Source organism: Roseovarius mucosus DSM 17069 (genome assembly GCF_000768555.3).
In the GTDB taxonomy this organism is placed as follows: domain Bacteria; phylum Pseudomonadota; class Alphaproteobacteria; order Rhodobacterales; family Rhodobacteraceae; genus Roseovarius; species Roseovarius mucosus.
This window is the reverse complement of the sequence record NZ_KN293978.2, coordinates 368,504-392,503: the sequence shown is the minus strand read 5'-3', so window position 1 is coordinate 392,503 and position 24,000 is coordinate 368,504. Positions and strand designations below refer to the sequence as shown.

The following is a 24,000-nucleotide window of genomic DNA, read 5'->3' as shown; positions in this document are numbered from 1 at the left end:
ACGGACATCAGATACATGACAGGGCAGGGGCGATCCGACCCAGAGACATGTGGCGCCCTCACGCTGGCACATCTGTCCGACCCGCATCTGCCGCTACCTGCGCCGGTGCCGTGGCGCGCCGTGCTGAACAAGCGGGTGCTCAGCCTCTTGTCGTGGCACCGCAAGCGCCGACATCACCACCGGCCTGAAATCCTGGCATCGCTCATTGCCGATCTAAAGACGCATCATCCTGATATGATCGCGGTGACGGGGGATTTGACCAACCTTGGACTGGCGCAGGAATATCGCGCGGCGCGGCTCTGGCTGGAAAGCTTGGGCGAACCGGGGCGGGTGATGGTCATTCCCGGCAATCACGAGGCATTGATTGCGGGCGCGTGGGAGGCGGGTGCGCCCGAGTGGCGGCCCTATTGGCAGGGGGATGACGCGTCTCAGGGGGCGAGTTTACCCGATGCCTTTCCGGCGCTGCGCCGACGCGGAGGATTGGCGCTTATCAGCCTATCCAGCGCCATCGCCACGGCCCCGGCCTTGGCCAGCGGGGCGGTGGGAGCGGGGCAATTGGCACGGTTGGCCCCCATGCTGCGCGCGGCGCGCGATGCGGGCCTGTGCCGGGTGCTGATGATCCATCACCCGCCGCTTGATGGCACGGTCTCGCCACGCAAGGCCTTGCGGGACGGGGCCGCCCTGCGCGCGGTGTTGCAGGCGGAAGGCGTTGAACTGGTGCTGCACGGTCATAGCCACCGCAGTCACCATCAAACGCTTGAAACCCGCGATGGACCGGTGCCGATCATCGGCGTGCCCTCTGCCTCGTCGCGGCATCCCGAGGCGGCGGCCTATCATCTTTATCACATCCATCCCATCGCGGGGGGGTGGGAAATTGACGTTGCGGCACGAAGGCTGGGACCGGCAGGCGAGATGGAGCCGGGGCTTCGGACCCGGTTGACACTGCCACGTGCGCATGCAGATTGCGCGCCGCTATGATAGACAACACCCAAGACCTCGGCCCGGCGTATCCATCGCGCATACCGTCCTGCAAGACTATGAAAGACTGCCAATGCGTTTGATGCTGAACCTCTTTCGCGCCTATCCGATGGCCAGTTTCCTCATGGTGCTGGCACTGTTCTTTTCGGGTCTGGCCGAGGGGTTGGGCCTGTCGGCGATGTTGCCGATGCTCAAGATCGTGCTCAATGCCGATCCCAATGCCACCTCGACAGAGCCGCCGGGGCAAATGGAACAGACGGTGCTCGACGTGCTCGACTGGGCCGGGATTCCTGTCACGTTGGGCGCCTTGCTGATCCTGATCGTGATTGCGGCCACGTTCAAGGCGGTGCTTCTCCTGATTGCGCAGCGGCAGGTGGGCTATACAGCGGCCCGTGTCGCCACCGATCTGCGTCTACAGATCCTGCGCAACATGATGCGTAGCCGCTGGCATTTCTTTCTGCATCAACCGGCGGGCAAGCTGGCCAACACGCTGGCCACCGAGGCGCAGCGCGCGGCGGATGCCTATATGAATGGCGCAACCGCGCTCACCTTTTTCATTCAGGCGCTGGTCTATACCTCGGTGGCGTTGGTGATCTCGTGGCAAGCGACTCTGCTCAGCGTGATTGGCGGCATCGTGATCATTGGTCTGTCGCATTTTCTGGTGCGCATGACCCGCAAGGCGGGCAAGAAACAGACCGAGCTTATGGTTTCGCTCATGTCGCATCTGACCGACACGCTGCAATCGGTGAAACCGCTCAAGGCGATGGCGCGCGAACACCTGGCGGACGAACTGCTCAAGCACGAGACTAACCGCCTCAACAAGGCGCTGCGCCGTCAGGTTCTGGCCAGCGCCGCGCTCAACTCTGGTCAGGACCTGATGTTCATCATGGTCATTGCCTTTGGCGTCTATCTGGCGCTTGGCGTGCTGTCGATGGATTTCGCCATCGTGCTGATGCTGGCGGTGACGCTGGGGCGCGGATATAATTTCCTCGGCAAGGTGCAAAAGCAGTATCAAAAGATGGTGCAGAGCGAGAGCGCCTATTGGTCGCTCATCGAAACCAACCGACGCGCCGAGGCGGAGCAAGAGCATCTGGGCGGCCATGTCACGCCCGCGCTGACCCGTGGCATCACCTTGCGCGACATCGGGTTTTCCTATGATGGCAACACGGTGCTCTCTGGTCTTGACCTTGAAATCCCGGCGCATCAGATGACCACGCTTGTCGGCCCTTCCGGCTCGGGCAAGACCACGATCATCGATCTGGTGATCGGTCTCTTGCGGCCCGACGCAGGTCAGATCACCATTGACGAGCGCCCGTTCGAAGAAATCGACCTCAAGGCGTGGCGGCGGATGGTGGGCTATGTGCCGCAGGAAACCGTGCTGCTGCATGACAGCATCCTGCACAACGTCGGGCTGGGGGATCCACAGATTTCCGAGGAGCGCGTGGTGGCGGCGCTGAAACAGGCCGGGGCGTGGGATTTCGTGCAGGACCTGCCCGAGGGCATTCATACCCTCGTGGGCGAGCGTGGTGGGCGGCTATCGGGCGGCCAACGGCAACGGGTTGCCATCGCGCGGGCATTGATCAACGGGCCGCAACTCTTGATCCTCGACGAGGCGACCAGCGCGCTTGACCCCGAGAGCGAAGCCGCGATCATCGAAACGCTGCGCGGCTTGCGGGAACAGCTGACAATTCTTGCCATCACCCACAACAGCAGCCTCTCGGATGCCGCTGATCTGGTTCACCGGCTGGAACCCGTGGCAACGGTCAGGACTGAGGCCGCTGAGATCTAGAGCGTTTTGTGCCCCACCGAAACCACAACCGTCCAGGACTTGATCCGGGACCTCGCCAAGGCAGGGCATAGGCTCCGGCTCGGGGACCAGGGCGGTGGGACCTTGATCGGGCGCGGCGGTTAATCCCGTCCCAAAAGCGCTTTGATCCGCGCCACGGCGCGGGTCATGTCGCTGGGCGGGGGCGTGTCGGACGCGGGGCGCGCGGCCTCTCCCAGCCAAGTCATACGGCCCGAGCGCGCCAGCCGCAGATGCATCTGGCTTATGTCGCGCGACAAATGCTTCCATCCCCATCGCATCAGCGCGCGATAGGCCAAAGAACCTAGGCTCAAGTCAGAGCGATCAGTGTCCTTCCGCGCCAAGGCGCGCGCCTGTGCGCTTTCTCCGACGGCCACCAAGGCATCGTGCCGCATACTCAGCGATCCGGCACCCAGATCGAACATATGCACCGGCTTGCCGGTGGCATAGGCCTCGGACAACATGGAGATACTGTCGGCGGTCACGATGATCTCATCCGCGACCGCCAGAAACCCCAGATAGGGGTTGTCCGGATCATTGGGTTGAAAGCGATAGAACTGCATCGGCACGTCCGTTTGCGCGGCAAAGGCGGCGATGGCCTCGGGCGGGGTCCGCGCGCTGGAACTGACAAGCAGCGATCCACCCCGCGCCCGCGCCAGAGCCAGCGTATCGCGCAAGAGCCGCGCAGAGGCCCGTGCGCCAAAGGCATAGGGCCCGCTTGGCCCCCCGATGTTCAGGGTGAGATACGGGCGGGGCAGGTGGGCCAGCTTCGGCTCCCAATGCTCCCGCGCCACCTCCAGCCGCTCGAGGGTCAGGGGATGCAAGGGCAGGGCGTTGCGCAGCACGTTAGGTCGTTCGGGAACCCGGTATTGCGGTGTCGTGATGACCAGATCAAAATGCTCAGGGTCCGCCCAGAGCCGCCCCAAAAACACCAGCTTGGTCCGCCCGCCGGACTGATCCCGGACCCAGCGCGCCACAGGTTCGTTGCGCATTCCCATGGAAATCACCAGATCAGGCCAAGGGGCCGTCAATGGGTCAGAGTGGGGCAGGTCCACCCCGCGCAAATCGCGCCCACGAAAGAGCGTCGTGCGGATTTCGGCCTTGCGATAGGTTAGGCTCTTTATCTCATAGGGCCAGCCCAGCCCCTGCGCCAGCGCGCGCACCTGCGTTTTCTCGCCAGAGCGGTAGGCGTCCAGCACCCAGACACGCGGGCTTTGATCCGGTTCAGGCATCGGGCGACTGCGGATCGGTGGCGCGGACCTTGGCCCAGCGGCGTTTCATGCAGATCCATTCGCCGGGATATTCGCGTATCCAGTCTTCGAAAATCAGGTTCAGACGATGCGTCATGTCGATAATGCGGTCCTTGCGCGGCAAGTCAGGATCGGGTGGCGCGAGAGGGGCGAGAACCTCGATCCGGAAACGCGCCTTGGGCAGGCGCACGGTGCGAATGGGCACAAGCGGATGACCACGCAACGCCAGCATGGCGGGCAGGGTGCTGGTGGGTGTGGGCGTGCCGAAAAAGGGCACCATCTCGCCCTGGTCGATGCGCGTGTCAAAGGCCGCGCCAACCGAGTGGCCCTTGCCCAATTCGTGCAAGAGTTCGCGCGCGCCACCCGCGCTTTGAACCAGCGGTCCGCCAAAGGCGCGACGGAGCGAGAGAAAGAATCCATGCAGCCAGGGGTTCGGTTCGGGCGTGTAGATCACCGAAATCGGGAGATCCCGCTCGCGCCCGATGAAATTGCAAAGTTGCCATGCGCTGACATGAGCGGTGGCAAAGACGATCGCCTCTTTGCGCGCAATGAGTGCCTCGGCCTCGGGGTGCACGGAAAATTCCAGATGGCGTGCGCGGTGCCGCCAGAGGCGTTCAAGCAGGAACAATTCCGCCGCGGCAAGCCCTGTCGAGCGAAAGATGCTGCGCATGATCGCGTCGCGCTCTTCCTCGGTTGCCTCGGGTAGCACGTGCAACAGGTTGCGCCCGACCGTGCGGCGCTTTTGTGCCTTGCGATAGCCCAGCCATCCCAGTCCTCGTCCAAAAGTTGCGGCCACGACGGAAAAGGGCAAAAGCCGCGCAAACCCGAGCAAGAGATAGAAAACGCCCGCCTCAATCATCCAAGCCGGGGTCTGAACCCACGGAAACCGCGCGATCAGCCCCTTGGGCGTGAGGAAAAACTTGGCCATGCGCTATTCGGTCCCGGACTGAGGGCGCGGAGAGACCCCGCGCCTAGGACCGTTCGGACCGCTCCGGCTTGGTCGGGTAGGTGCGAAAGATCATGTCCCAGAGCGGCGAGCTGACCCCATAGCGTCCGGCGTCATCCGAGAAATGGTGCCGCATGTGGTAGTGCTTGAGGAATTTCAGCGCCGGATGCCGCATCGGGAAATGATGCGTGGCATAGTGGATGTAGTCGTAGATCAGATAACCCACGATGAAAAAGCCGGTGAACGGCTCGGCCCAAGGGTAGGGCAACACCAGGTAGAACATGAGATAGAGCACTGCGATGATCGGCAGCGCGCCCGCGGGCGGCATCAAGAGGCGTGTCTTGTCCTGCGGCGTGTCATGGTGCACGCCGTGAAAGAGATAAATGAACCGGCGGCCCATGTCGGTCTTGGGCTCAAAATGAAACAGGTAGCGATGCAGCAGGTATTCGGCCAGCGTCCAGGTAAAGAGACCGGCCACACCGATCACCGCCATCCCGCCCCAGCCGATGCCATGCACCGTTGCCGCGCGCGCGATCAACCAGATCGCAACCGGCCCCCAGACCAGCAAGGGAACGATGGGGTGCACATGGCTCAGCTTCTCAAGAAGCGGGTTCTCGAACAGCCGAACCGACTCGTCGACGCGATGCGTGCGACTGGGTTGATGACTTGTCATTTTAGGCACTCCTGATCTGCGCCGATTTATACGTCTTCATATATGTCGGTTCTTGCCCGAAGAATAGAAGACGGCCAGATTTTGCTCGTGCAAAGCCAATCACCGGGCTTTGCCGTTATCCATTGCTCGAACTTTTCGTTGATCTGGCGTGCAAGGTCAACTGTCTGATTGTCGCGGTCCATCGTCGGATCACTGGGCACAAGCGGCGGATGAAAGCGGACACGAAAGCGCGCGCCGGGCAGTCGTTCGGCCTGAACGGGCACCAGCGGCACGCCAAACCGCAGCGCCAGTCGTGCGGGCAGCAGCGAGGAATCCTTCTCCTCGTCAAAGAACGGGATCGGCTTGCCGCCGTCTACACGCCTGTCGGTCAGCATGATCGGCGAGCGGCCCGATTTCAGCGCATCGACAAAGGCACGCAGCCCTTCGGTGCGCGACACCAACTCGGCCCCCAACATGCCCCGGTAATGCAGCATCGTGCGATCAAGCCACGGGTTTGTCAGCGGCGCATACATGGCGCAGGGGCGAACGCCCAAGCGTGCAATGGCACAGGCCATCATCTCCCAGTTTGCCAGGTGCGCAGACACGAACACCGCCGGCTGATTGGGGTCGGAATAGGCAGGAATGTGTTCAAGAACCTCGATTTCCAGCGTGTCCCGCCCGGGATTGCAGAGCTTGGCAAGATTTGGATACTCGCCCAGCACCGCCCCGGCATTGGCCCAGACCTCACCCGCCAGCGCGTCAATCTCGGCGGGGGATTTCTCGGGCAGCGAAACCGTGAGATTGGCGCGTACGTGCTGGTTGCGCCGGGTAAAGATGCGGCCGAACACCCGCCCCAGACGCGCCCCAAGCGCAGAGGCCCATGTCACCGGCAACAAACGGAAAAATCCCATGACCGAGGCTACGACGACATAATCGACGAACCAAAGGAAGTTGCGTGCAACGCGGTTGTTGAACAGCCTGTCACGATGGGCATTGGCGAGAATGAATTTGGCCAAGGGGGACTCGACTTCTTCTGATGCAGTGTGGATACTTACGACGTTAATTGAGGCAAGGTGCCGGAATTGCAAGCAGTTTCCATGGTTGGTTCCGCCACTCTGGCATGCGTGCCACGCAAGGCCGCGTGCCGCGCAGCCCCTATGATCGCAAGAAAGGCCCAAGATGTCGCCAACACAGCCTGAGGGCACCGGGATTAGGCTGGTCGAGGCCAAGGATGGACCAACGATCCGGGATTTCCTGCACCTGCCCGAGCGGATCTATGCCGATGATACGGCTTGGGTGGCGCCGCTTGTCTTTGAACAAAAACAGCGCGTGTTCGAGAATGCGCCGCTCTTTGCCCATTGCGCGGTTGCCCGTTGGGTCGCCTATCGTGGTACCGAGCCGGTGGGACGGATCACGGCGCAGCTCGACACGCTTCAGCCCGAGGCCGAGGAGGGCGGCAAGATCGGCTATTTCGGAATGCTTGAGGCGATTGATGACGGGACCGTGTTCGATGCGCTGTTTGGTGCGGCAGAGGATTGGTTGCGCGATCACGGTGCCGCGCATATCCGCGGGCCGTACAATCTCTCGATCAACGAAGACCTTGGCCTCTTGGTCGAGAATTTCGACGATCCGCCCTTTGTGATGATGGGCCATGCGCGGCCCTATTATCAGGCGCAGATCGAAGCGCGTGGTTTTGCCACGATCAAGGATCTGCTGACCTACAAGGTGCGCCCCGATTTCGTTGCCCCCGAGGTGATGACAAAACTGGCCCAGCGTGCCAGCCGCACCGTGACCATCCGCCCCCTTAACAGCAAGGGCAAGGCGGCGGATTACGAGGCGATGCGCGACATCTTCAATGATGCGTGGTCGGACAATTGGGGATTTGTGCCCTTCACGCGCGAAGAATTCGCCGAGACCGCCAAGGTTCTGTCGTTTCTGCTCTCAGACGATTACATCCAGTTCGCCGAGATCGACGGGCGCCCGGTGGCCTTCATCACGGCCTTTCCCAACCTCAACGAATTGATCGGCGATCTGCGCGGGCGCCTCTTGCCCTTTGGCTGGGCCAAACTGCTGTGGCGGCTCAAGGTGCGGGGCCCCAAGAGCGCGCGGGTAGCGCTGATGGGGGTGCGCAAGGAACACCAGAATTCCCGTCTCGGGCCGACGCTGGCCTTTTTGGTGATCGACGCGGTACGCAAGGCCATGCAACAACGAGGCGTCACTTCGGTCGAGATGGGCTGGATACTCGAGGATAATCATGGCATGCGGCATATCATCGAGGCCATCGGCAGCACGATCTACAAGCGTTATCGCGTCTATCAGAAACCCCTGTAGCGCGACCGATGACCGGACCAAGGCACTGAGAAAGTGAGACCGTGACAGACTTTGCTTCCGTAATCCTTGCGGGCGAACGGGACAGCCGTGACGCCCTGCGTGATGAGACCGGTGTGGCCTGCAAGGCGTTGCTCGACATTGGTGGCACACCGATGATCCGCCGCGTGATCGACGCGCTGCGGTCTGCGAAGACCATCGGTTCAATCAATCTGAGCGGGCCGACCGAGGCTTGCGTGCAAAGCGATGCCGGTCTGGCCGGGATGGTCGCCCGTCAAGAGGTGACCTGGGCCCCCTCCGGCCCATCCCCCAGCACCAGCGCCCATCAGATGCTCAGCCGCTTTCCCGCCACGCAGCCGGTGCTGATCACCACTGCAGACCATCCGCTTTTGACCGGCGAAATCGTCGATCATTTTTGCCAAGGCGCGGCGCAGAGCGGCTGTGATGTGGTGATCGGCCTGGCCCCCTATGATCTGGTGCGCGCAACCTATCCTGAATTGAAGAAAACCGTCCTGCGATTTCGCGATGGCGGCTATTGCGGCTGCAACCTCTTTGGCTTTCTGACCGAGGATGGGCGGCGCGTGGCGGACTTCTGGCGGCAGGTCGAAAAGGACCGCAAGAAACCGCTGGTGGTGATCCGGCTCTTGGGGCTGTGGTCCCTGCTCAGCTATCGCATGGGCTGGCTCACGCTGGACCGGGCGCTGGCGCGCCTGTCTCGACGGGTGGGCGTGCGGATTGGCGTTGTGATCCTGCCCTATGCCCACGCCTCGGTCGATGTGGATTCCGTGTCCGACTATGTTCTGGTGCAGCAGTATAGCGCTGAGGGGCGCGGCGGGGCGTAGGGGGGGATTTCCTAGTTCAGGATGTTAGTCCCAACCGTCCCGCGCGGAACAAGGCGCGTAGCGCCGCCGCGCGGATCGCTGGGCCGTCCCGCGGCCTAGCGATTCTGAGAGGGATCAACTTACTGAAAGGTCACACGTACTTGGCTGGCATAAAGTGACAGCCACGACTGTTGCTTCGCTAGTCCCCGGCCCAGCGACCGCGCAGCTCATCGCGAGGGGTCTACTCCCTCACGCCTCGTTATACCCGAACACCGGGTCAAGTTTGCCCTCAACCAGCCCATCGACCACCGCCACTTCTTCGGGTGTGAAATAGTCGCGATAGCCGCCCACCTTGCCGCGCCGCACCTTGAAGGAATCCGGGTTGCTCTCATCCCCCGGCTTCACACGCTGGCCACTGCCGCGCATGCCCTCATTCGCGGCCTCGCGTTTTTTCATGTTTTCATAGGCGGCGTAGTCCTTGGCCGCCTCGATATGCGCAGGGTCGGGATCGACGCCGGTAAAGCTTACAACCTGCCGCAACACTTCGGCCGGATCCCGGCGCAAATCCTCATACCGCACCACCAGCACATCCGCGCCCAATTCCGGCAGGGACCGCGCCCAAGCGTTGAAGGCGGCGACAATGCGCGGGATGCCGCAGTCGGGATTACGGACGAAATCGTAAATCGCCACCTCGCTGCCATGGGCGGGATAGGCGTTCAGCGCCTTCTTGCGCGGCCGCATGCGATAGGACCATTGAAAATATTGCGACACCGCCACATCGCGCGGATCGCGCACCAAGAGCACCAGTTTCTTGCCGCGATACTGGTCCAGATCGTCGCCATGGTTGTAATGGTCGCGGATGTAGTTGTTATGGCTGAAAAGCACCTTGGGTGCAGCCGGGTTCAGCGCGTGAAAGTTGTCGAACTCCAGCATGTAGTCGGTCTCGAGCCCGTAATGCAGCTGATAGAACCGCGACAGCATTACCCGAAACCACGTCCGTCCGCTCTTGCCCCAGGACACCAGCGCCCAATCCGCCTCTTGCAGCTTGGCATTCTCCTGACGTCCGCGCAGGCGGCGCTCAAGGGCGATCTTCTTGCCCTTTGGTAGAAAGAACAGGGCAGAGAGGATGAGGTGACGCGAGGCCACGTCCCGGATCTCGCGGTAGGATAAATTGGTCATGGGCGTCATTCTGGTCAGGTATCGGGGTTTCGTGCAGTCCTCATAGAGGGTATCGCTCGGTCTTTGTATCGGTAATTTTGTCCCGGAACGCATCGGGCGTGATTCCGCGCCCAGGCAGAGCAGCAGGGGAGAGGCGTTTGCAGCGTCGCAACACAACGCAAGAACCAAAGGTCTGGTGCCTCCTGGGCCGCAAGGCGGGGGACAACACGCAAGTGTTGGCCTTGGCCGACGCCCTTGGCTGGCCGATGGAGCGGAAAACCATTCTTGTACGCGGCTGGGAACTCTTGCCGCATCTTCTCTTGCGGATAACCCTTCTGGGCATCGACCGGCAGGCATCCAGCCCGCTCGACCCGCCTTGGCCTGATCTGGTAATCAGTGCAGGACGACGCAACGAGCCTGTGGCGCGCTGGATCAAGCAGCAGTCGGGGGGGCACACAAGGCTGGTGCATCTGGGGCGCCCCTGGGCCCCAGTGGACAGCTACGATCTGATCGTCAGCACGCCGCAGTATTTTCTCACGCCCGGCCCAAATGTCCTGATCAATCCGCTGCCCTTGCACCAATTCACCCGCGCAGGTGTGGATCAGGCGGCGCAAGAGGCGACCCCGGCGGTGGCCCATCTGCCGCGCCCCTATACCAGCGTGCTCATTGGCGGTGACAGCGGCCCCTTCGTCTTTACCCCGGAAAAGGGGCGGCTTTTGGCGCAAGGGATCAACCGCCTCGTGCAGCAGACCGGCGGCACCGCGCTTGTCAGCGGTAGCCCCCGCACCCCGCGTGCCGTGGCCGAGGCCGTCAGCGCCACGCTGGATGTGCCGGCCCGGTGCTATTGGTGGCATGACCGCGACCCCGCCGCGCCCAATCCCTACGCCGCCTATCTGGGCCTTGCAGATCGTTTCGTCGTCACCGGCGAGAGCATGTCGATGCTGGCCGAGGCCGCGAGCCTCGGGCGGCCGCTCTATGTCTTTGATCCGGGCGACGCACCGGGGTCTTGGTGGACACACTCACATAATTTCCGCCCCAAACCACTTAGCCACGCGCTTGCCATGCGCCTTGCGCCGCGGCGGATGCGGCGGGATGTATCGCGTATCCAGCAGGCGCTGGTGCAGGCGGGGCAGGCGCGCTGGCTGGACGAGGCCCCCGCCTTGATCGGCGCAGGTGAGACTTGGGCAAAGAAAATGCGCCCCGACCCTTCGGTCGGAGCGCAGATTGCGGCGGAACGTATCCGTGCGTTGTTTTGAACGTCTAGGCGCTTAGGCGGCCTTGGCCAGATTGCCGGTGCTCAGCGGATGCGCCGGTGCGGGCGGCAGGCTCGGCACACGCGCGATCACCTCGAGCGCATCGTGGCGCACGTGGTTCTCTTCCATTTCCTTGCGCAGGAACTCTTCGGTCAGCTTGCCTTGCTCCACGCATTCCTTGACCAGACCCCAGAAGAAGTTTTCCTGGTTCTTGTCCGGATGCTCCTTGTAATTGCCCATGAGGCCGTATTCGCCGAAAATCTTGCGGCGCAGACGCAGCACCCATGCGGCTGGCGGGAACAGGCGGAAACGCTCTGCGGGGCGCCAATCCACCGGCAGGCCGGTTTTCCACGGCTGGGTCTTGCGGCGGGTCGTGTGCAGCATCTTGGTCTCAGTGGTAAACTTGTCAAAGTCGTTCCACTCGTTCTCGATGAATTCGATCGTGTTCGGGTCCTCGTTACGCAGACCGATCCAGCGGGAATAGTCGTGGTCGCCGTCGAACATCGCGTTGAACTGCTCTTCGACCTTCCAATGCTTGAGCTGCGCGCAGTCGAGCAGCATCACCGAGCTGGCATAGGCCTTGTCGATCAGACCCTTGGTGCCAGAGCGCATGCGCGCCATGATCGCGTTGCCCTTCATGTCGCGGTTCAGCAATTCCCAGATGTCAGAGCAGGCAAACACATCGGGGTCGATGACCACAGCGCGGCCCTCATAGCCCATGAGCTCCGGGGGCATGAAGCGAGTGGGGGTAAAGGATTGCAAATCCTCGTTCAGCCAGACCCGCTTGACGCCGTCGCGCATGTATTCCTGACCTTCACGGGCAAGGAAGAAGGGGTAATCGCGGCTGTTGACGATATGCACCTCGAACTTGTCATTGTTGGTGGAGTAGCGACGCAGCGCATGTTCAGCGACGATGGCGCCGACAATCTGCTTGTGGTTCGTCTGGATGAATACAGCGTGTTTCATGATGAGTGATCCGCAACCTCGGTTTTTGTTCTGAGCGGCTCTATACAGCAGAATTTGCAGAGACGCCATGTCCAGAAACACAATAAAAACTGTCGTGTATTGATCTGGATCAGAGAATAGCCCCAATCTTACACGTTTGTAACGCAAGATGATCGCGATACGCGGGTTCTCGCCCAAGGTGGGCGCCCCTAGCGGAACACACCCCTGCGGTAGAGATGACGCATGAAGCCCCAGATGTGGATCAGCGGGCGGCGGCGCACCTTGTCCGGGATTTCCACCACCTGACCCGAATGGCGCGAGAGCTTCCACGCAAGATAATCCAATCCGCCCTCGAAGGTGAACAACCCCTTGATGAGCCGCGCCACCGACAACGCCTTGCCTTGCACCCGCCGCAGCGCCCAGAGCGCGGGGGCAAAACGACGTGCGCGGGCTGTAACCGTGCCGCGATAGGTCAGGCTGCCATCGGCGTGTATTTCAAGGCGCAGAACATCGCCCATGCGCGGCAAGAGCGCCTGCGTCATCGCCGCATAGAATGCGCGCCCATGGCCTGCCAGTTCCGCCGCGCGGCCTTGCTTTTCGGCGCGCAGTTCCGTGGCATAGCTCAGCGCCAGCGCCCCCTGCCATAGTTCATCAAGTGACCCCTCAGGCGGCAGGGCGGGCAGGGCGCGGCGCAAGAGCGTTTCGCCCGACCGGAAAAAAGCAGCGTGCAAACGATGCTCCACGTCCGTTGACTGGCACCAGACGGGTTTGACCGGCTGCGCAAAGCGCCCCCAGAGATAGGATTGAAACCAGCCGGGTCCGGTCCCGCGTTCGAACTGCCGCAGACTGAGGACGGCATATTTGCAGCGCACCGTTTCCGCGCCCACCGGGGTCTCGAGGTAATAGACATTGGGCGGCAAGATGCGCCCGGCCAGTCGCAGCCACAGCCGCGGTTCGGCCTTGGGCGTGCTCTCGACCAAAACGTAGAAATCGACCAGCCCGTCAAGCAGATCGGTGCTCCGCAGGCACGATCCATAGAGGATCACCGCCTGTAACCCATCGCCGAACCGGGCGCTCAGCGCGTCCATCAACGCCCGGAGCGGCGCAGAGCTTTCCAGCGTGGGGCCGTCCGGGGTCGGATACTGCGCGGCTGTCATGGAGTTGTTGCCTCATGTCGGGTCTTGGCCGTGGTTTTATACGCGCGAGATGCCCGCGCCAACAGCCCGCGCTATTTTGCGCGCAGAAAGCGGATCGGCCCTTCCGCCTCGATCACCAGCGGCACATCGCCCCCGGCGGTGGCGAACAACTCGCCATCAAGGTTCAATTCGCCGTCAAAGCGCAGTTCGATCCTCGCTCCGCGAAAGCTCTCATAGCCATTCTCGACCGTGACATGGCGGTTGGGACGCCCGCGCAGCACCGAAGGAAAGGCGCGGGCAAAGCGCCGCGCGCCGCCTTGGATTGCTGTCAGGCCAATGGGGGCCTCGTCCTTGGCCCAAAACGGTCGAATGCCCAGAAACAGCCGCCCCAGCGTGCTGGCCACAAGGATCAGCATCGGGGCGGTGTCGCGCGTGACCTCTACCCCCGATCCATTCTCCACCGCTATCGCGACATGGGTCGGTTGATAAAACTTCGGGTCTTGCCGGATCAACCCCCAGACGGACCGAACCAACACCATACCAAGGCTCAGCTCTCCGCCCAGCCCGCGGGAATGTACATTCTTGTGGGCAAAGCGGGTGGCCTGCATGATGGCACCCGTGCCCAGAAACATCCCGTGGCGGACATGGCCATCTGCCGCCCCCGTGACCCGCATGATATGGCGCGTGCGAATATCCCCCGTCAGCGGCGCGCCGCGATCCAGCCAGCGGAAAAAGCGCTTGAGCGCCTGTTTGTGCGACGACGCAACGCCAATATCCCCCGCCGTCATATTCGCGGTGCCACCGGGCAAGAGCACGATGAGCGGTAGCTCGTCTTGGGCCCAGTGGCGCAGGATCATGCCCAAAGCCGCGGCAATCGTGCCATCGCCGCCATTGATCACCACCACATCCGGGCAAGACGCGGCCAGTTGCGGAACCAGTTCTTCGGCCTCATGCGGCGAGCGGGTGACGTGATGCGCGACCTGCGGATAGGCCGCCAGCCGCGCCTCGATGCGCGCCTGCCATTTGCGGTTGTTGCCGCTGGTTGGATTGCTGATCATGCAAATGCGGGTCGCGCCGCCGGTGTTGCCCATGTCAGCGCCCCGACAAGAGCGGATCAATCCGCGCAAGGATACGCGCCACATCGGCATCCGTTGCCGACAGCGCCGGACGCTCGCCCCTGCTGGCATTCTCGCTTTCGCCCATCCATGTGGCCAGACCGCGATCAATCAGGATCTGGTGAAATCGGGGGAAATGCCGGGTCTGTTGCAACATCCGCATGTGATAGAGCCCGCGCGCCAGAGCAAGGCGCAGACGCTCGGCCAGCCCCGCGTTGCGGCGGTTCTGAAACATCCACGCGGCCGCCCGCCGTCGTGCATCGTCGAATTTGCCCAAGGGACCATAGGGCAGGGCCACGATTTCCAGCGCCTTGCCCAGGCGCGCCACCTCGACCAGCATCGAAATGCTGTCGCCTGTCACGACGAAACGATCCGCCAGCGCCAGAAGGCCGGTATAGGGGTTTTCATCGTCGGACTGACCCCAGTCAAAGCGCTGCACCCCCTCGGGCAGACCGGCCGTCACGCGGTCGAGAAATCCCTTGGGCGTGCGGCGCGACCCCACGATATAGGGCGTGCCGCCCGTCGCCAGCACCTGCGCCATACGCGCGCGCACCTGCGCCTCCATCTCGGCGTTATAGACAAAGGGGCTGGTTGGCCCACCGATCAGGAACACGACCAAGGGACGGGGCAGGGCATCCAGCCTTGCCTGCCAGGCCTTGCGCCCCGCCTCCAGCCGCTCGGGGCTGATCTTCATCAAGGGCAGGTCGATCTGCATCACATTGTCAAAGGGCGCGGGCAGGGTTTCCGTACTGGTCACGATCAGGTCGAACTGCGCCATCTGATGCGAGAACCAGCCCGCAGGCTTGCCCACAAGGACGATCCGCGTGCGCCCACCCGATTGCTTCTTGATCCAGAGCGCGACATTGGCCGGGCGACGGCCCCGCGTCAGGATCAGGTCCGGCCATGGCGGCTCGATCGGATCACTCAGGCTCTGGTCGATATGATAGAGCGTCGGGCCCACGCGCGGCTTGCCCACGACGAATTTCGGCAGCATTTCGAGATGCCGCAGTTCCGACACCCAGCCACGTTCGCGCGCCAGGGCCTCGGCCACGATCTCGACCTGGGCATTATCGCCGCGCTTGTCGCCCAGAACCCGCCAGATGCGGGGCGCTGCGTCAGGCTGGTGCATTTAACCCGCGCTATCCGGTTTGACGGACGCGCCGTAGCGATAGACGGGATCAAGCCGCGCCTCGACCAGCGCGTCGATCACCGCCACTTGGGCGTCGTCGAAATAATCGCGATACCCGCCCACCTTGGCACGCCGGGTCTTGTAGCTGTCCGGGTTGCTCTTGTCTCCGGGGGCGACGCGCGCGCCACTCAGACGGAATCCGCTGTCGGCCTCTTTCTTCTTCATGTTCTCGAAATCCGCATACTCCACGGCCTCCTGGATCACGGCGGCATCGGCGGGAATCTCGAGAAACTGTGCGACCTCGGTCAGCACCGTTTGGGGATTGGCGCGCATGTCCTCATAGCGGATGAGGCAGAGCGCGTGCATCTTGTTCATTTCCCGCGCCCAGAGGTTCATGAAGTCGATGATCTTGGGCAGGCCACCGCCCTCGTGCAGCACAAAGTCGTAAATCGGCGTATCTTCGTCATGGGCCGGGTATTCGTTGAGCAGTTTCTTTTCCGACGGCATGCGATAACGCCATTGAAAGAATTGCGACACCGCGACATCGCGCGGGTCGCGCATCATCAAGAGCACTTTCTTGTCGTAGAAATCCGCCTTGTTGTCGGTGTTTCCGGTGAAATCGCCGATGTAATTGTCATGGGTAAAGAACAGGCGCGGTGCGCGGCGGTCCATGTTGTGGAAATTGTCAAAGCCGATGAGAATATCCTCGGGCAGATCATAGACCTGTTGATAGAGCCGCGAGATCATGACCCTCAGCCATGTGCGCCCGCTCTTGCCAAAGGATACGACCACCGCATCGGCGCGTTGCAGGCTGGCGAATTGCTCGCGCCCGCGCATCTGGCGTTCAGCGCGGATGCGCGTCTGCTGATCCGCTCCCGTCATGTCCATCTTTAGCTTGAGCAGGCGTCGGCTGGCCTTGCGCCAGACGACCTTGCTGGCCTCGGGAAAGGAGGCACGAAGAAGACGGAGGGTGTCACGCATGGTTTTGGGCCTTTTCTGCCGGTGTCACGACAGACCTGTGCGCCGTGACCGGTTTTGGGGGTCGCATACCCATTCTACCTCCAATTTGCCATATCAAAAGCATCACTGCGTCAGCGGAGCCTTGCCCAACACCAGATCCGCGATGGTCGGGCCAAAGATATGCTCGCCGCAGGGGCTGAAGTGGTCCACGTCCCAGAAGGTCAGGCAGTCGCCCTGCAAAAGCGCGTCCTGATCGAAATCGAGCGCGTTGATCAGCGAGACATAACGATAAGCATTCTGTGCTTTGGCTTCGGCTTCGATCCGTGCTTCCAACACGTCAAAATGCGCCAGTGACACCGGGTTGAAGCGCAGCCGCTCGGGGCTGTAATTGCCGGGATTGCTCAGATCCACGCGCGCCTCGGCAAAGGGGCCAAGCCAGAGCACATCAAGCTCTTCTGGCAGCCGTGCCAGATAGGCAGAGGTGAGGGTGATATTCTCGTCTGCAATGCGCGCCTCGCTGCCCGGTTCAAAGGCTGCGTCACTGTCGCCCTCGTTGCGATGATCGAGGATGTAATGCGAGCCGGAGACATGAAAAACCACCTGCGCCACCGCGTCGCGATGCGCCTCTAGAAACGCAATCGCCGCCTCATAGGAACATTTGGCCTTGTATTGATAGGGCCGGCATCCTCCGCGCGTCAGGCCCACGAGGAACGGAAAACGCTCGGTGCTGCGCAGGGCGTTATAGACATTCTCGGCGTGCGAGTCGCCCAGGACGAAAATCCCCGGCCCATGCTGTGCTGCGCACTGCTGCAACCGCGCACCGAAATCCTCTTTCAGCTCTTCGTCGCGAAAGCGGCAGCCGTCATCGGCCACGCGCGAACGGGTCGCGGTCGGGCTGAACCGCTCGTAATTGGCGCGTGTTTCAGGATCGAGCCTATTGGCGAGGTAATGCGCGCGAAACCCGTCGGTTTCCTGCCCCAATAGACCAAGTCCGCCCAGCACGGCCATGCACACCGCCGCCGTTCCGAAAAGACGCAGGGGCGGCAGCGCGTGCATGCGCCGAAATGGCCGCTCTACATGGCGCCAACTGAGCACGGCCAAGGCAAAAGCCAGCACGCAGGCGGCAAGCATGAGCCAGAGATCATCGCGCCCCGTGCCGATGCGGGTGAACACCAGCGCAGGCACATGCCAGAGATAGAGCGAATAGCTGACCAGCCCCACAAAGACCACCGGGCGCCAACCCAGCAGTCGGCCCGTCATGCTCTGCCCCGTGGCACAGGCGATGACCAGCGCCGCGCCCACACAGGGCAAAAGCGCAGCCAAACCCGGAAACGGGGTTTCAGTATCATACGTGAACACCGCCCAGAGAATGAGCGCCAACCCCAAGAGCGCGCCGTGCCGCAACCGCCCTCCATCGCGCAGGGCCGCCCCCTGCGGCGTAGCCAGCCAGTAGGCCACGAGAACGCCCACCATCAATTCCCACAGCCGCGCATAGAGCAGAAAGAACGCGCGCGCCTCATTGCCCCGCGCGATCTGCCACTGCGCGAGGCCAAGGCTGATGAGCGCCACCGCCAGGAAAATGCGGCCCTGCCACTTTGCCCCGGCTCGCCATGTCAGCAACACCGCCATGGGGAAAAGCAAGTAGAACTGCTCCTCAACCGACAGGCTCCAATTGTGCAAGAGCGGCTTGAACTCTGCCGCCGTCGCGAAATAGCCGCTCACCTCGAGGAAATAGACATTCGCGAAGAACACGGTCGAGGCGGCGATGCTGCCGGAAAACTCGGCCATCGCCGAAGGGTCCAGCAACGCCCAGGCGACCGGATAGCTGATACCCATCATCACGAAAAGCGCCGGAAAGATGCGCCGGATCCTGCGGCCATAAAAGCCAACCAATGTAAAGCTGCCCGCCGCGCGCTCGCCCAGAATGATCGAGGTGATCAGATAGCCCGAGATGACAAAGAATACATCGACGCCGACGAACCCGCCGGGGAACCATGACACCCCCGCGTGATAGAGCACCACAGGCAGGATTGCCACGGCACGCAGACCGTCAATTTCGGGGCGATATTTCATAAGATCACTACTCGGGACACGTCAAGCTCTGACATCGCGGGCGCGGATCAGGCCATCCGCTCGACAGTTTGGTATTCTTTCTTGCGGTTCTTGGCGAAGCCGAACTTTTTCTTGCGCCCCGTCGCGGTCGAGGTGATCAGCCGGTATGAAACATCCGTATGCCGCATGGCGATGGCATGAAAGAGACCGGCCCACCATTCGGGCGATTTCACCGTGCAATGCACGTTCTGCCCATTGGGCAAAACCTTGACCGCCGGATAGCAGGCGACATTGGCGTAGAGAAACTTGCGCGCATAGCCAAACATCTCGTCCACGATCCAGGGCACATCGGGCGTGGTGATATGTTCCAGCACATCGGTGCAGATCACCCCGTCATATTGCCGGTCTGGCAGTTCCTTGAACGGCTCGTGACCGGGATCATAGCAACGGATATCGGCAACGCCCCAATAGTCCTGAATGCTGGGCACCACCTTGTCTTTGCTCAGCGCCACATCGCGCAGGTCATAGGCCACAGCCTTGCCCGCGCCATAATCCAAAATGTCGGCAGCCCCCGTCCGGTCGATCATCTCCTTGATACCCGGGGCATGACGGATCAGCATCTTGCCCGGAAAGGTCTGCGTGCCGGACTTGCCCGCCGCCGCTTCGCCCTCTTCGTGCAGCCGCTCATACATGGCCACCATGTCGAGATATTCGGGGCTGGGATTGCCGCGTCCGTAAGAGGTCATGCTGTCTGTCCGTTCTTGCAAAGAGATGTGCCATCGAGATTTTGACGCCCTCTTAATCCCAAAGGCGCGGCGTTTCGACATGAAAATTGTCGCGGCCGCGTCAAATATGGCGAGGGACCGCGCATTCTTTCAGGAAAATTCGAGGGTTACTCTTGTCACAACGGAGGATGACCTAGGTCGTTTTGACGAGGAACAGGATAACCGCAATGATCCCGAGGGGAATGGGCCATGCAGAAAATTCCCTTAAAACAAAGGCATGTGTTTGATCGAAGGCCCTCGAGACCCGTTTGAACGCGCCGCGCGACTTGTTTTTCCCGATCACTTTGGTGCTGCGCCTGAACAGCACCGGTTTGTTTGATGCCCCCGAAGCTTTAAGGGATAAGTGAGATACCCCGAAATGGGTGTTTCGCCGTATAGTTGGCACGTATTTTGCACGATTTCCTCGGAGCCTACCCCATTAGGATAGGTATCCGTAAGCACAGAAATAAACTACTGGTTGTTTCCCCGGTTGTGTCCTTGGCCGTGTGTCGTTTTGTACCCTGACTCTCATTTTCTGAGGATTTCTGAATGATACGCGTTGTTGATCAGACGGATGAAAACACGGGCACTGTCGTGACCCCCGAGATGTTTGGCGCCAATCTGACGATCACGACCGATATCTCCTTGCGCGATCAGGTGATCGACCGGTTCACAGAGGCGAATATCACAACCTTGCGGTTTCCCGGCGGCTCGATCACAGAGAGCCATTTCGACATTTCCGACATCGCGGGCGGTAGCCACGAGCGCACGGTAGGCACGTTCCAGAATGGCGGCGAGCTTGATCTGATCCCCTTTTCCGACTTTCTCGATTTTGCGGCGGATCTTGGCACCAGCACGACCCTCGTCATTCCCACGGCTGTAGGTTTTACGCAAACCGCTGGACAAGCCTTGCTGACAGGCAGCTATGGTGGTCGGCTGGTGTCGGCCAGCTATCTTCAGGATGTGGCCGATTTTGTCACCATGGCGGCGCAGGATGCTGCGGCGGCCGGCGTGCAGATTGATGCCTTCGAGATCGGCAATGAATTCTGGGGCTCTGGCCGGATGACCGCGCGAGAATACGGCAGGGTGGCCGCAGCCGTGTCCCAAACGGTCGAGGCCACGCTGTTGGATTTGGGTATCGACCGCGCCGATCAACCCGATATCGTTGTGCAGACCCTCAGCGCGGCCGGGGTTTACTCCCCGAATGGCGATGGTCTGCTCTACGTCGATCCGGTCACGCAGTTTGTTTATCAACCAACCGAGATCGGCGACGAAGGTGTGCCCCCGCTCTCGCAACTTACTCAGGTCGTCGTTCCCTCGCAGGGGAACGCCCGATCTCAGAACACCGGAATCATTTCCGCCTTTGCCCAGCAATCGATGCTGGTGCAAACGGCCAATGGCGACATTTTCTCGATTGACGTATCAGATGCGGCCAGTGCGGTCGACGCGGTGAGCGAGCACTATTACCTTGATGGTGGTCTGGGTGCTGTCGACACACAGGAACAGTTCGGTTTCAGCCAACTCGAATTCTGGCGTGCTAATTTGGGCAACCGCAGTGCGTCCTTGCCAGAACTGGACTATTACATCACCGAATGGAACGTCAGCCGCACCGGGGACGTGAATGAGGCCAACAACCGCGGGCTTCAGCACGCCATTCTTGATGTGGCGATGTTCTACGAGATGGTGACGCATGACGTGACCACGGCGCATTTCTGGCCTTCACTCTTCAACAATAGCCGGTCTGTCACCTTGGTCTGCACCTGTCGCGGACATCTGACCATTGCGGGCGAATCCTATGCTTTGCTGAGCCACGCCATCGGCATGACGCCCACGGTAGATTTTCTCGAAGCGGGCAATGTAACGATCCACGGGTTCGAAAACGGCCCCGAGTCGTTTTTCGTCGTTGCAGAGTTGAGCGGTGCGGAAAATGAGATGACGCTCGATTTCAGTGCCGTGCGCGATCCCGCCGCAACACTCTATCGGGTGTCCTATAGCGAGCTTTGGGATGGCGGGGCAGGCGGACAAGACGAGAAAGCGGCGCAGGTCGTGATCGAAACCGAGTTTCTCGATCTCATTTCCGCGGACGAGCTGGATGCCTTCCTCATCACGATGCAGGCGTGGTCGCTGGTCTACATGAACCTCGAGGCCGTGACCGAAGGCACCGCCGCCGCTCCCGGACAGGCGCGCCGGACCGTCACCGTCACTGTCGGCGATGACCCGCTCAGCCTTGGCGATGTGCCCGGCGAAGAAGATCACCATACGCGGTTGGATGGTCCACGATTCATCCTCAACGGCGGCGCAGGGAATGACACGCTCAATGGCGGGGCCGGCGATGACCGGCTCATCGGCAACGCGGGCGATGATTTCATCCTTGGCGGCATTGGTGAGGATGTCGCTGTTTTCGACACGATTACAAGGGCATCCGTCACGTTCAGCGTTATCCCGAATGGTCTAAGGGTGACCTCTGCGCTTGGCGTTGACGATCTGATCGGTGTGGAATGGATCGAATTCGCGGATCAGACTGTTTCCGCCGCGTCGGTGCTGACGGGATTGCCCAGTTTCGGCGGGGATTTCGTAGTGGGTGAAGACTCGGGGCAGTCCTTGATCGGCACAGATGAGAACGACACTTTGATCGGTGGCACCGGCGCTGACACGATGTCCGGCGCTCTGGGTAATGACAGCCTCGACGGGGACGCAGGTAATGACCGTATTTCCGCCTCGGGCGGCGATGATTTCGTGCTCGGGGGGCTTGGGCACGACAACATCGGCGGCGGTCTGGGCAATGACAGCATCGACGGCGGGGATGGGGATGATACCATCGGAGGGGGCTTTGGCCAGGATAGCATCTCGGGCGGCAACGGCAATGACGTGGTCGCGGGCGGCGCGGACGATGACACGCTCTCGGGCGGCGCAGGCAATGACAGCATGTCCGGCAGCTTCGGCAATGATCTCATTTTCGGCAATGATGGCACCGATGACATTGGCGGCGGGACGGGTCAGGACACGATCAACGCGGGCACGGGGGATGACCGCGTGGGCGGTGGCGAAGGCAATGACAACATCCTTGGCGGCGACGGCAACGATTTCCTCGCCGGGGGTGGCCGCGACGATGTCATCAGTGGCGGCGCGGGCAATGACACGATCAATGGTGGTGCGGGCAATGACCGCATGAATGGCGGTGGGGACGCCGATCAATTCGTGTTCTCGTCCTTCTTCGAGGGAGAGGTGGATGTGATCACCGATTTCGAGGATGGCATCGACAGCTTTTTCATCCGCCGGTTTGATCCGGATACCGGATTTGAGAACATCAACAACGGCGGCAATGGTCTGGCGGGCTTTGTTGCGGCGATGAATATCATCGACACCACAGAGGGCGTAGAGATGCGCGTCAACGGCAACATCATCCTTGTCGAAGACATCACAGCGGCGCAACTGACGGTCGAGGATTTTCAGTTCCTCTGACAATTTCGCGCAGAGACACCCTGCCACGCTCAGGGTGCCTTTGACCCCTGTCGATCTGACTGGCGCAGAACCGCTCGGAGGCCGAAGATTCTGTGCTTGAAACTGACGGTGTTCGGTTCTACCGAACGGATGAATCTTCGGTAGGTGAGTTTATGAATCTTTTTACAGTCAACGGTTTCGCCGCGCGCATTGATGACTTTTTCTTGTTACCGAATGGCACGATCTCGGTTGTCGCAGGCAACTTCAGGACAGTGTCGCTGGAGCTGTCAGTTCCGACCGATCAATTCTCTTATCGGTTCGCGGAACCCGCCACCGCCGGAGACGTGCCAGACGTCATCATCAACAACCTCCGTGACTTTCAGATCGCGCGTCTTGAGGGCATCGACCTGACGCGGGAAGATAACCCGATTGATCAGCCGTCTCTGGGTCAGCTTACGACCACATCCGGCTCCGCTGTCATGCTGTCGTTCTTTAATTTCGAGACCAATGACAATTACTTCTTCCAGCTTGGCAGCTCTACCCTGACGCAGCCCACGGATCTTACGTCTTTCCGGCAGTTCGTGTCTTCGATCGTCGCGGGCAACCCTGTGACCCAAGGGCCTTTTGGCGCAAACCAGCCCATCTCTCTGGCTGTGTTCGCGAACACGACGGTGTCGGAACTCTCTGTCGACGACCTCGTGATCGGCACCATCGGTCCGGACCTTCTCACAGGCGGAGAGGGGCAGGATACCTTGCAGGGGCTTGACGGCGATGACGTGCTGAACGGCGGCGATGGTGATGACCTGTTGGACGGCGGCGACGGTTTCGATACGGTCACATATGACGTTGGCTCGCGGAGCGAGTTTCAGATCACTCTGACCGACACCGGCTTGCGTCTCGCCTCGCCCTTTGATGGCGTGGATGATCTGATCAACATCGAGCAAATCGAATTTCCGGATCAAACCGTTCTGGTCAGCGATCTGATCGAGGAAATCGTCGGGCGTCCGGGCGTGTTTCTTGTGGCCGCAGAGGGGGGCGATACCCTGATTGGCACCGATGACAACGATACGTTGATCGGGGAACAAGGCAATGACGGGCTCGCGGGCGGGCCCGGCAACGACGTGCTCGAGGGCAACGGCGGCAACGACTCCATTTCCGGCTCGGATGGCAATGACCTGATCTCCGGCGGCCCCGGCAACGACAACATCGGCGGCGGTCTGGGGAATGACACCATCGACGGTGGCGACGGCGATGATATCATCGGCGGT

The 24,000-nt window shown here is 61.3% G+C and carries 19 protein-coding genes; 7 read left to right on the top strand and 12 right to left on the bottom strand.

Annotated elements, in window-relative coordinates; genetic code table 11:
- The first annotated feature begins 15 nt into the window (after positions 1-15).
- The gene (locus ROSMUC_RS08945; protein WP_037271907.1) at positions 16-978 is read left to right on the top strand and encodes a metallophosphoesterase family protein; all 963 of its coding nucleotides are present in this window, start codon (positions 16-18) and stop codon (positions 976-978) included.
- Positions 979-1,051: 73 nt separating this feature from the next.
- Positions 1,052-2,767: an ABC transporter ATP-binding protein gene (locus tag ROSMUC_RS08940; RefSeq protein ID WP_052115293.1), complete on the top strand. Its 1,716-nt coding sequence runs from the start codon at positions 1,052-1,054 to the stop codon at positions 2,765-2,767.
- Between the two features lie 119 nt (positions 2,768-2,886).
- Here ROSMUC_RS08940 and ROSMUC_RS08935 read toward each other — a convergent pair whose 3' ends face one another.
- From ROSMUC_RS08935 to ROSMUC_RS08920, 4 genes are read right to left on the bottom strand one after another with little or no spacing between them, the layout of a single operon-like run.
- The gene (locus ROSMUC_RS08935) at positions 2,887-4,014 is read right to left on the bottom strand and encodes a mitochondrial fission ELM1 family protein (RefSeq protein ID WP_037271904.1); all 1,128 of its coding nucleotides are present in this window, start codon (positions 4,012-4,014) and stop codon (positions 2,887-2,889) included.
- Positions 4,007-4,960, bottom strand: a complete 954-nt coding sequence (locus tag ROSMUC_RS08930; RefSeq protein ID WP_037271901.1) for a lysophospholipid acyltransferase family protein — start codon at positions 4,958-4,960, stop codon at positions 4,007-4,009. The genes ROSMUC_RS08935 and ROSMUC_RS08930 overlap by 8 nt, the downstream gene beginning before the upstream one ends.
- 43 nt (positions 4,961-5,003) lie before the next feature.
- On the bottom strand, positions 5,004-5,651 hold the full coding sequence (locus ROSMUC_RS08925; RefSeq protein ID WP_037271898.1) for a sterol desaturase family protein: 648 nt from the start codon (positions 5,649-5,651) through the stop codon (positions 5,004-5,006).
- A gap of 26 nt (positions 5,652-5,677) precedes the next feature.
- Positions 5,678-6,646, bottom strand: coding sequence for a lysophospholipid acyltransferase family protein (locus ROSMUC_RS08920; RefSeq protein WP_037271895.1), 969 nt, complete (start codon positions 6,644-6,646; stop codon positions 5,678-5,680).
- A 163-nt stretch (positions 6,647-6,809) separates the two neighbouring features.
- Between ROSMUC_RS08920 and ROSMUC_RS08915 the strand changes: the two genes are divergently transcribed.
- Both ROSMUC_RS08915 and ROSMUC_RS08910 read left to right on the top strand, forming a co-directional pair.
- Positions 6,810-7,961 carry a GNAT family N-acetyltransferase gene (locus tag ROSMUC_RS08915; RefSeq protein WP_102105905.1) on the top strand — a complete coding sequence of 384 codons (1,152 nt, stop codon included), beginning with the start codon at positions 6,810-6,812 and terminating at the stop codon, positions 7,959-7,961.
- A gap of 41 nt (positions 7,962-8,002) precedes the next feature.
- Positions 8,003-8,800, top strand: coding sequence for a nucleotidyltransferase family protein (locus tag ROSMUC_RS08910; RefSeq protein WP_037271892.1), 798 nt, complete (start codon positions 8,003-8,005; stop codon positions 8,798-8,800).
- A gap of 228 nt (positions 8,801-9,028) precedes the next feature.
- Here the strand turns inward: ROSMUC_RS08910 and ROSMUC_RS08905 are convergent, their stop codons facing one another.
- Positions 9,029-9,958 (bottom strand): sulfotransferase domain-containing protein, encoded by a 930-nt coding sequence (locus tag ROSMUC_RS08905; protein ID WP_245875145.1) that lies wholly within the window; start codon positions 9,956-9,958, stop codon positions 9,029-9,031.
- Positions 9,959-10,095: 137 nt separating this feature from the next.
- On the opposite strand from ROSMUC_RS08905, the gene ROSMUC_RS08900 reads away from it, so the two are divergent.
- A complete protein-coding gene (locus ROSMUC_RS08900; RefSeq protein ID WP_245875144.1) occupies positions 10,096-11,193 on the top strand; it encodes a mitochondrial fission ELM1 family protein in 1,098 nt (365 codons plus the stop codon).
- A gap of 12 nt (positions 11,194-11,205) precedes the next feature.
- On the opposite strand, the gene ROSMUC_RS08895 is transcribed toward ROSMUC_RS08900, so the two are convergent.
- The 7 genes from ROSMUC_RS08895 to ROSMUC_RS08865 form a co-directional block, all read right to left on the bottom strand.
- The gene (locus ROSMUC_RS08895) at positions 11,206-12,156 is read right to left on the bottom strand and encodes a hypothetical protein (RefSeq protein ID WP_037271886.1); all 951 of its coding nucleotides are present in this window, start codon (positions 12,154-12,156) and stop codon (positions 11,206-11,208) included.
- Between the two features lie 188 nt (positions 12,157-12,344).
- On the bottom strand, positions 12,345-13,292 hold the full coding sequence (locus ROSMUC_RS08890; protein WP_037271883.1) for a hypothetical protein: 948 nt from the start codon (positions 13,290-13,292) through the stop codon (positions 12,345-12,347).
- Between the two features lie 71 nt (positions 13,293-13,363).
- Positions 13,364-14,362, bottom strand: coding sequence for a diacylglycerol/lipid kinase family protein (locus ROSMUC_RS08885; RefSeq protein WP_037271880.1), 999 nt, complete (start codon positions 14,360-14,362; stop codon positions 13,364-13,366).
- Position 14,363: 1 nt separating this feature from the next.
- Positions 14,364-15,515: a mitochondrial fission ELM1 family protein gene (locus ROSMUC_RS08880; RefSeq protein ID WP_037271877.1), complete on the bottom strand. Its 1,152-nt coding sequence runs from the start codon at positions 15,513-15,515 to the stop codon at positions 14,364-14,366.
- Positions 15,516-16,496: a sulfotransferase domain-containing protein gene (locus ROSMUC_RS08875; RefSeq protein WP_037271874.1), complete on the bottom strand. Its 981-nt coding sequence runs from the start codon at positions 16,494-16,496 to the stop codon at positions 15,516-15,518. It lies immediately after the preceding gene.
- A 102-nt stretch (positions 16,497-16,598) separates the two neighbouring features.
- Entirely contained in the window at positions 16,599-18,548 is a 1,950-nt protein-coding gene (locus tag ROSMUC_RS08870) for an acyltransferase family protein (protein ID WP_037271871.1), read from the bottom strand.
- A 47-nt stretch (positions 18,549-18,595) separates the two neighbouring features.
- The gene (locus ROSMUC_RS08865; protein ID WP_037271867.1) at positions 18,596-19,273 is read right to left on the bottom strand and encodes a class I SAM-dependent methyltransferase; all 678 of its coding nucleotides are present in this window, start codon (positions 19,271-19,273) and stop codon (positions 18,596-18,598) included.
- Positions 19,274-19,840: 567 nt separating this feature from the next.
- Between ROSMUC_RS08865 and ROSMUC_RS08855 the strand changes: the two genes are divergently transcribed.
- Together ROSMUC_RS08855 and ROSMUC_RS08850 are read left to right on the top strand one after the other, a co-directional pair.
- Entirely contained in the window at positions 19,841-22,753 is a 2,913-nt protein-coding gene (locus ROSMUC_RS08855; RefSeq protein ID WP_037271861.1) for a calcium-binding protein, read from the top strand.
- A gap of 152 nt (positions 22,754-22,905) precedes the next feature.
- A partial coding sequence (locus ROSMUC_RS08850) for a calcium-binding protein (RefSeq protein ID WP_037271857.1) occupies positions 22,906-24,000 on the top strand: 1,095 nt, incomplete at its 3' end.

Bases quoted from the DNA above. Each gene is read 5' to 3' on its own strand.
- ROSMUC_RS08925 (WP_037271898.1), bottom strand. From the start codon at position 5,651: ATGACAAGTCATCAACCCAGTCGCACGCATCGCGTCGACGAGTCGGTT.
- ROSMUC_RS08890 (WP_037271883.1), bottom strand. From the start codon at position 13,292: ATGACAGCCGCGCAGTATCCGACCCCGGACGGCCCCACGCTGGAAAGC.
- ROSMUC_RS08935 (WP_037271904.1), bottom strand. From the start codon at position 4,014: ATGCCTGAACCGGATCAAAGCCCGCGTGTCTGGGTGCTGGACGCCTAC.
- ROSMUC_RS08875 (WP_037271874.1), bottom strand. From the start codon at position 16,496: ATGCGTGACACCCTCCGTCTTCTTCGTGCCTCCTTTCCCGAGGCCAGC.
- ROSMUC_RS08905 (WP_245875145.1), bottom strand. From the start codon at position 9,958: ATGACCAATTTATCCTACCGCGAGATCCGGGACGTGGCCTCGCGTCAC.
- ROSMUC_RS08870 (WP_037271871.1), bottom strand. From the start codon at position 18,548: ATGAAATATCGCCCCGAAATTGACGGTCTGCGTGCCGTGGCAATCCTG.
- ROSMUC_RS08945 (WP_037271907.1), top strand. From the start codon at position 16: ATGACAGGGCAGGGGCGATCCGACCCAGAGACATGTGGCGCCCTCACG.
- ROSMUC_RS08895 (WP_037271886.1), bottom strand. From the start codon at position 12,156: ATGAAACACGCTGTATTCATCCAGACGAACCACAAGCAGATTGTCGGC.
- ROSMUC_RS08915 (WP_102105905.1), top strand. From the start codon at position 6,810: ATGTCGCCAACACAGCCTGAGGGCACCGGGATTAGGCTGGTCGAGGCC.
- ROSMUC_RS08940 (WP_052115293.1), top strand. From the start codon at position 1,052: ATGCGTTTGATGCTGAACCTCTTTCGCGCCTATCCGATGGCCAGTTTC.
- ROSMUC_RS08930 (WP_037271901.1), bottom strand. From the start codon at position 4,960: ATGGCCAAGTTTTTCCTCACGCCCAAGGGGCTGATCGCGCGGTTTCCG.
- ROSMUC_RS08865 (WP_037271867.1), bottom strand. From the start codon at position 19,273: ATGACCTCTTACGGACGCGGCAATCCCAGCCCCGAATATCTCGACATG.
- ROSMUC_RS08885 (WP_037271880.1), bottom strand. From the start codon at position 14,362: ATGGGCAACACCGGCGGCGCGACCCGCATTTGCATGATCAGCAATCCA.
- ROSMUC_RS08855 (WP_037271861.1), top strand. From the start codon at position 19,841: ATGATACGCGTTGTTGATCAGACGGATGAAAACACGGGCACTGTCGTG.
- ROSMUC_RS08880 (WP_037271877.1), bottom strand. From the start codon at position 15,515: ATGCACCAGCCTGACGCAGCGCCCCGCATCTGGCGGGTTCTGGGCGAC.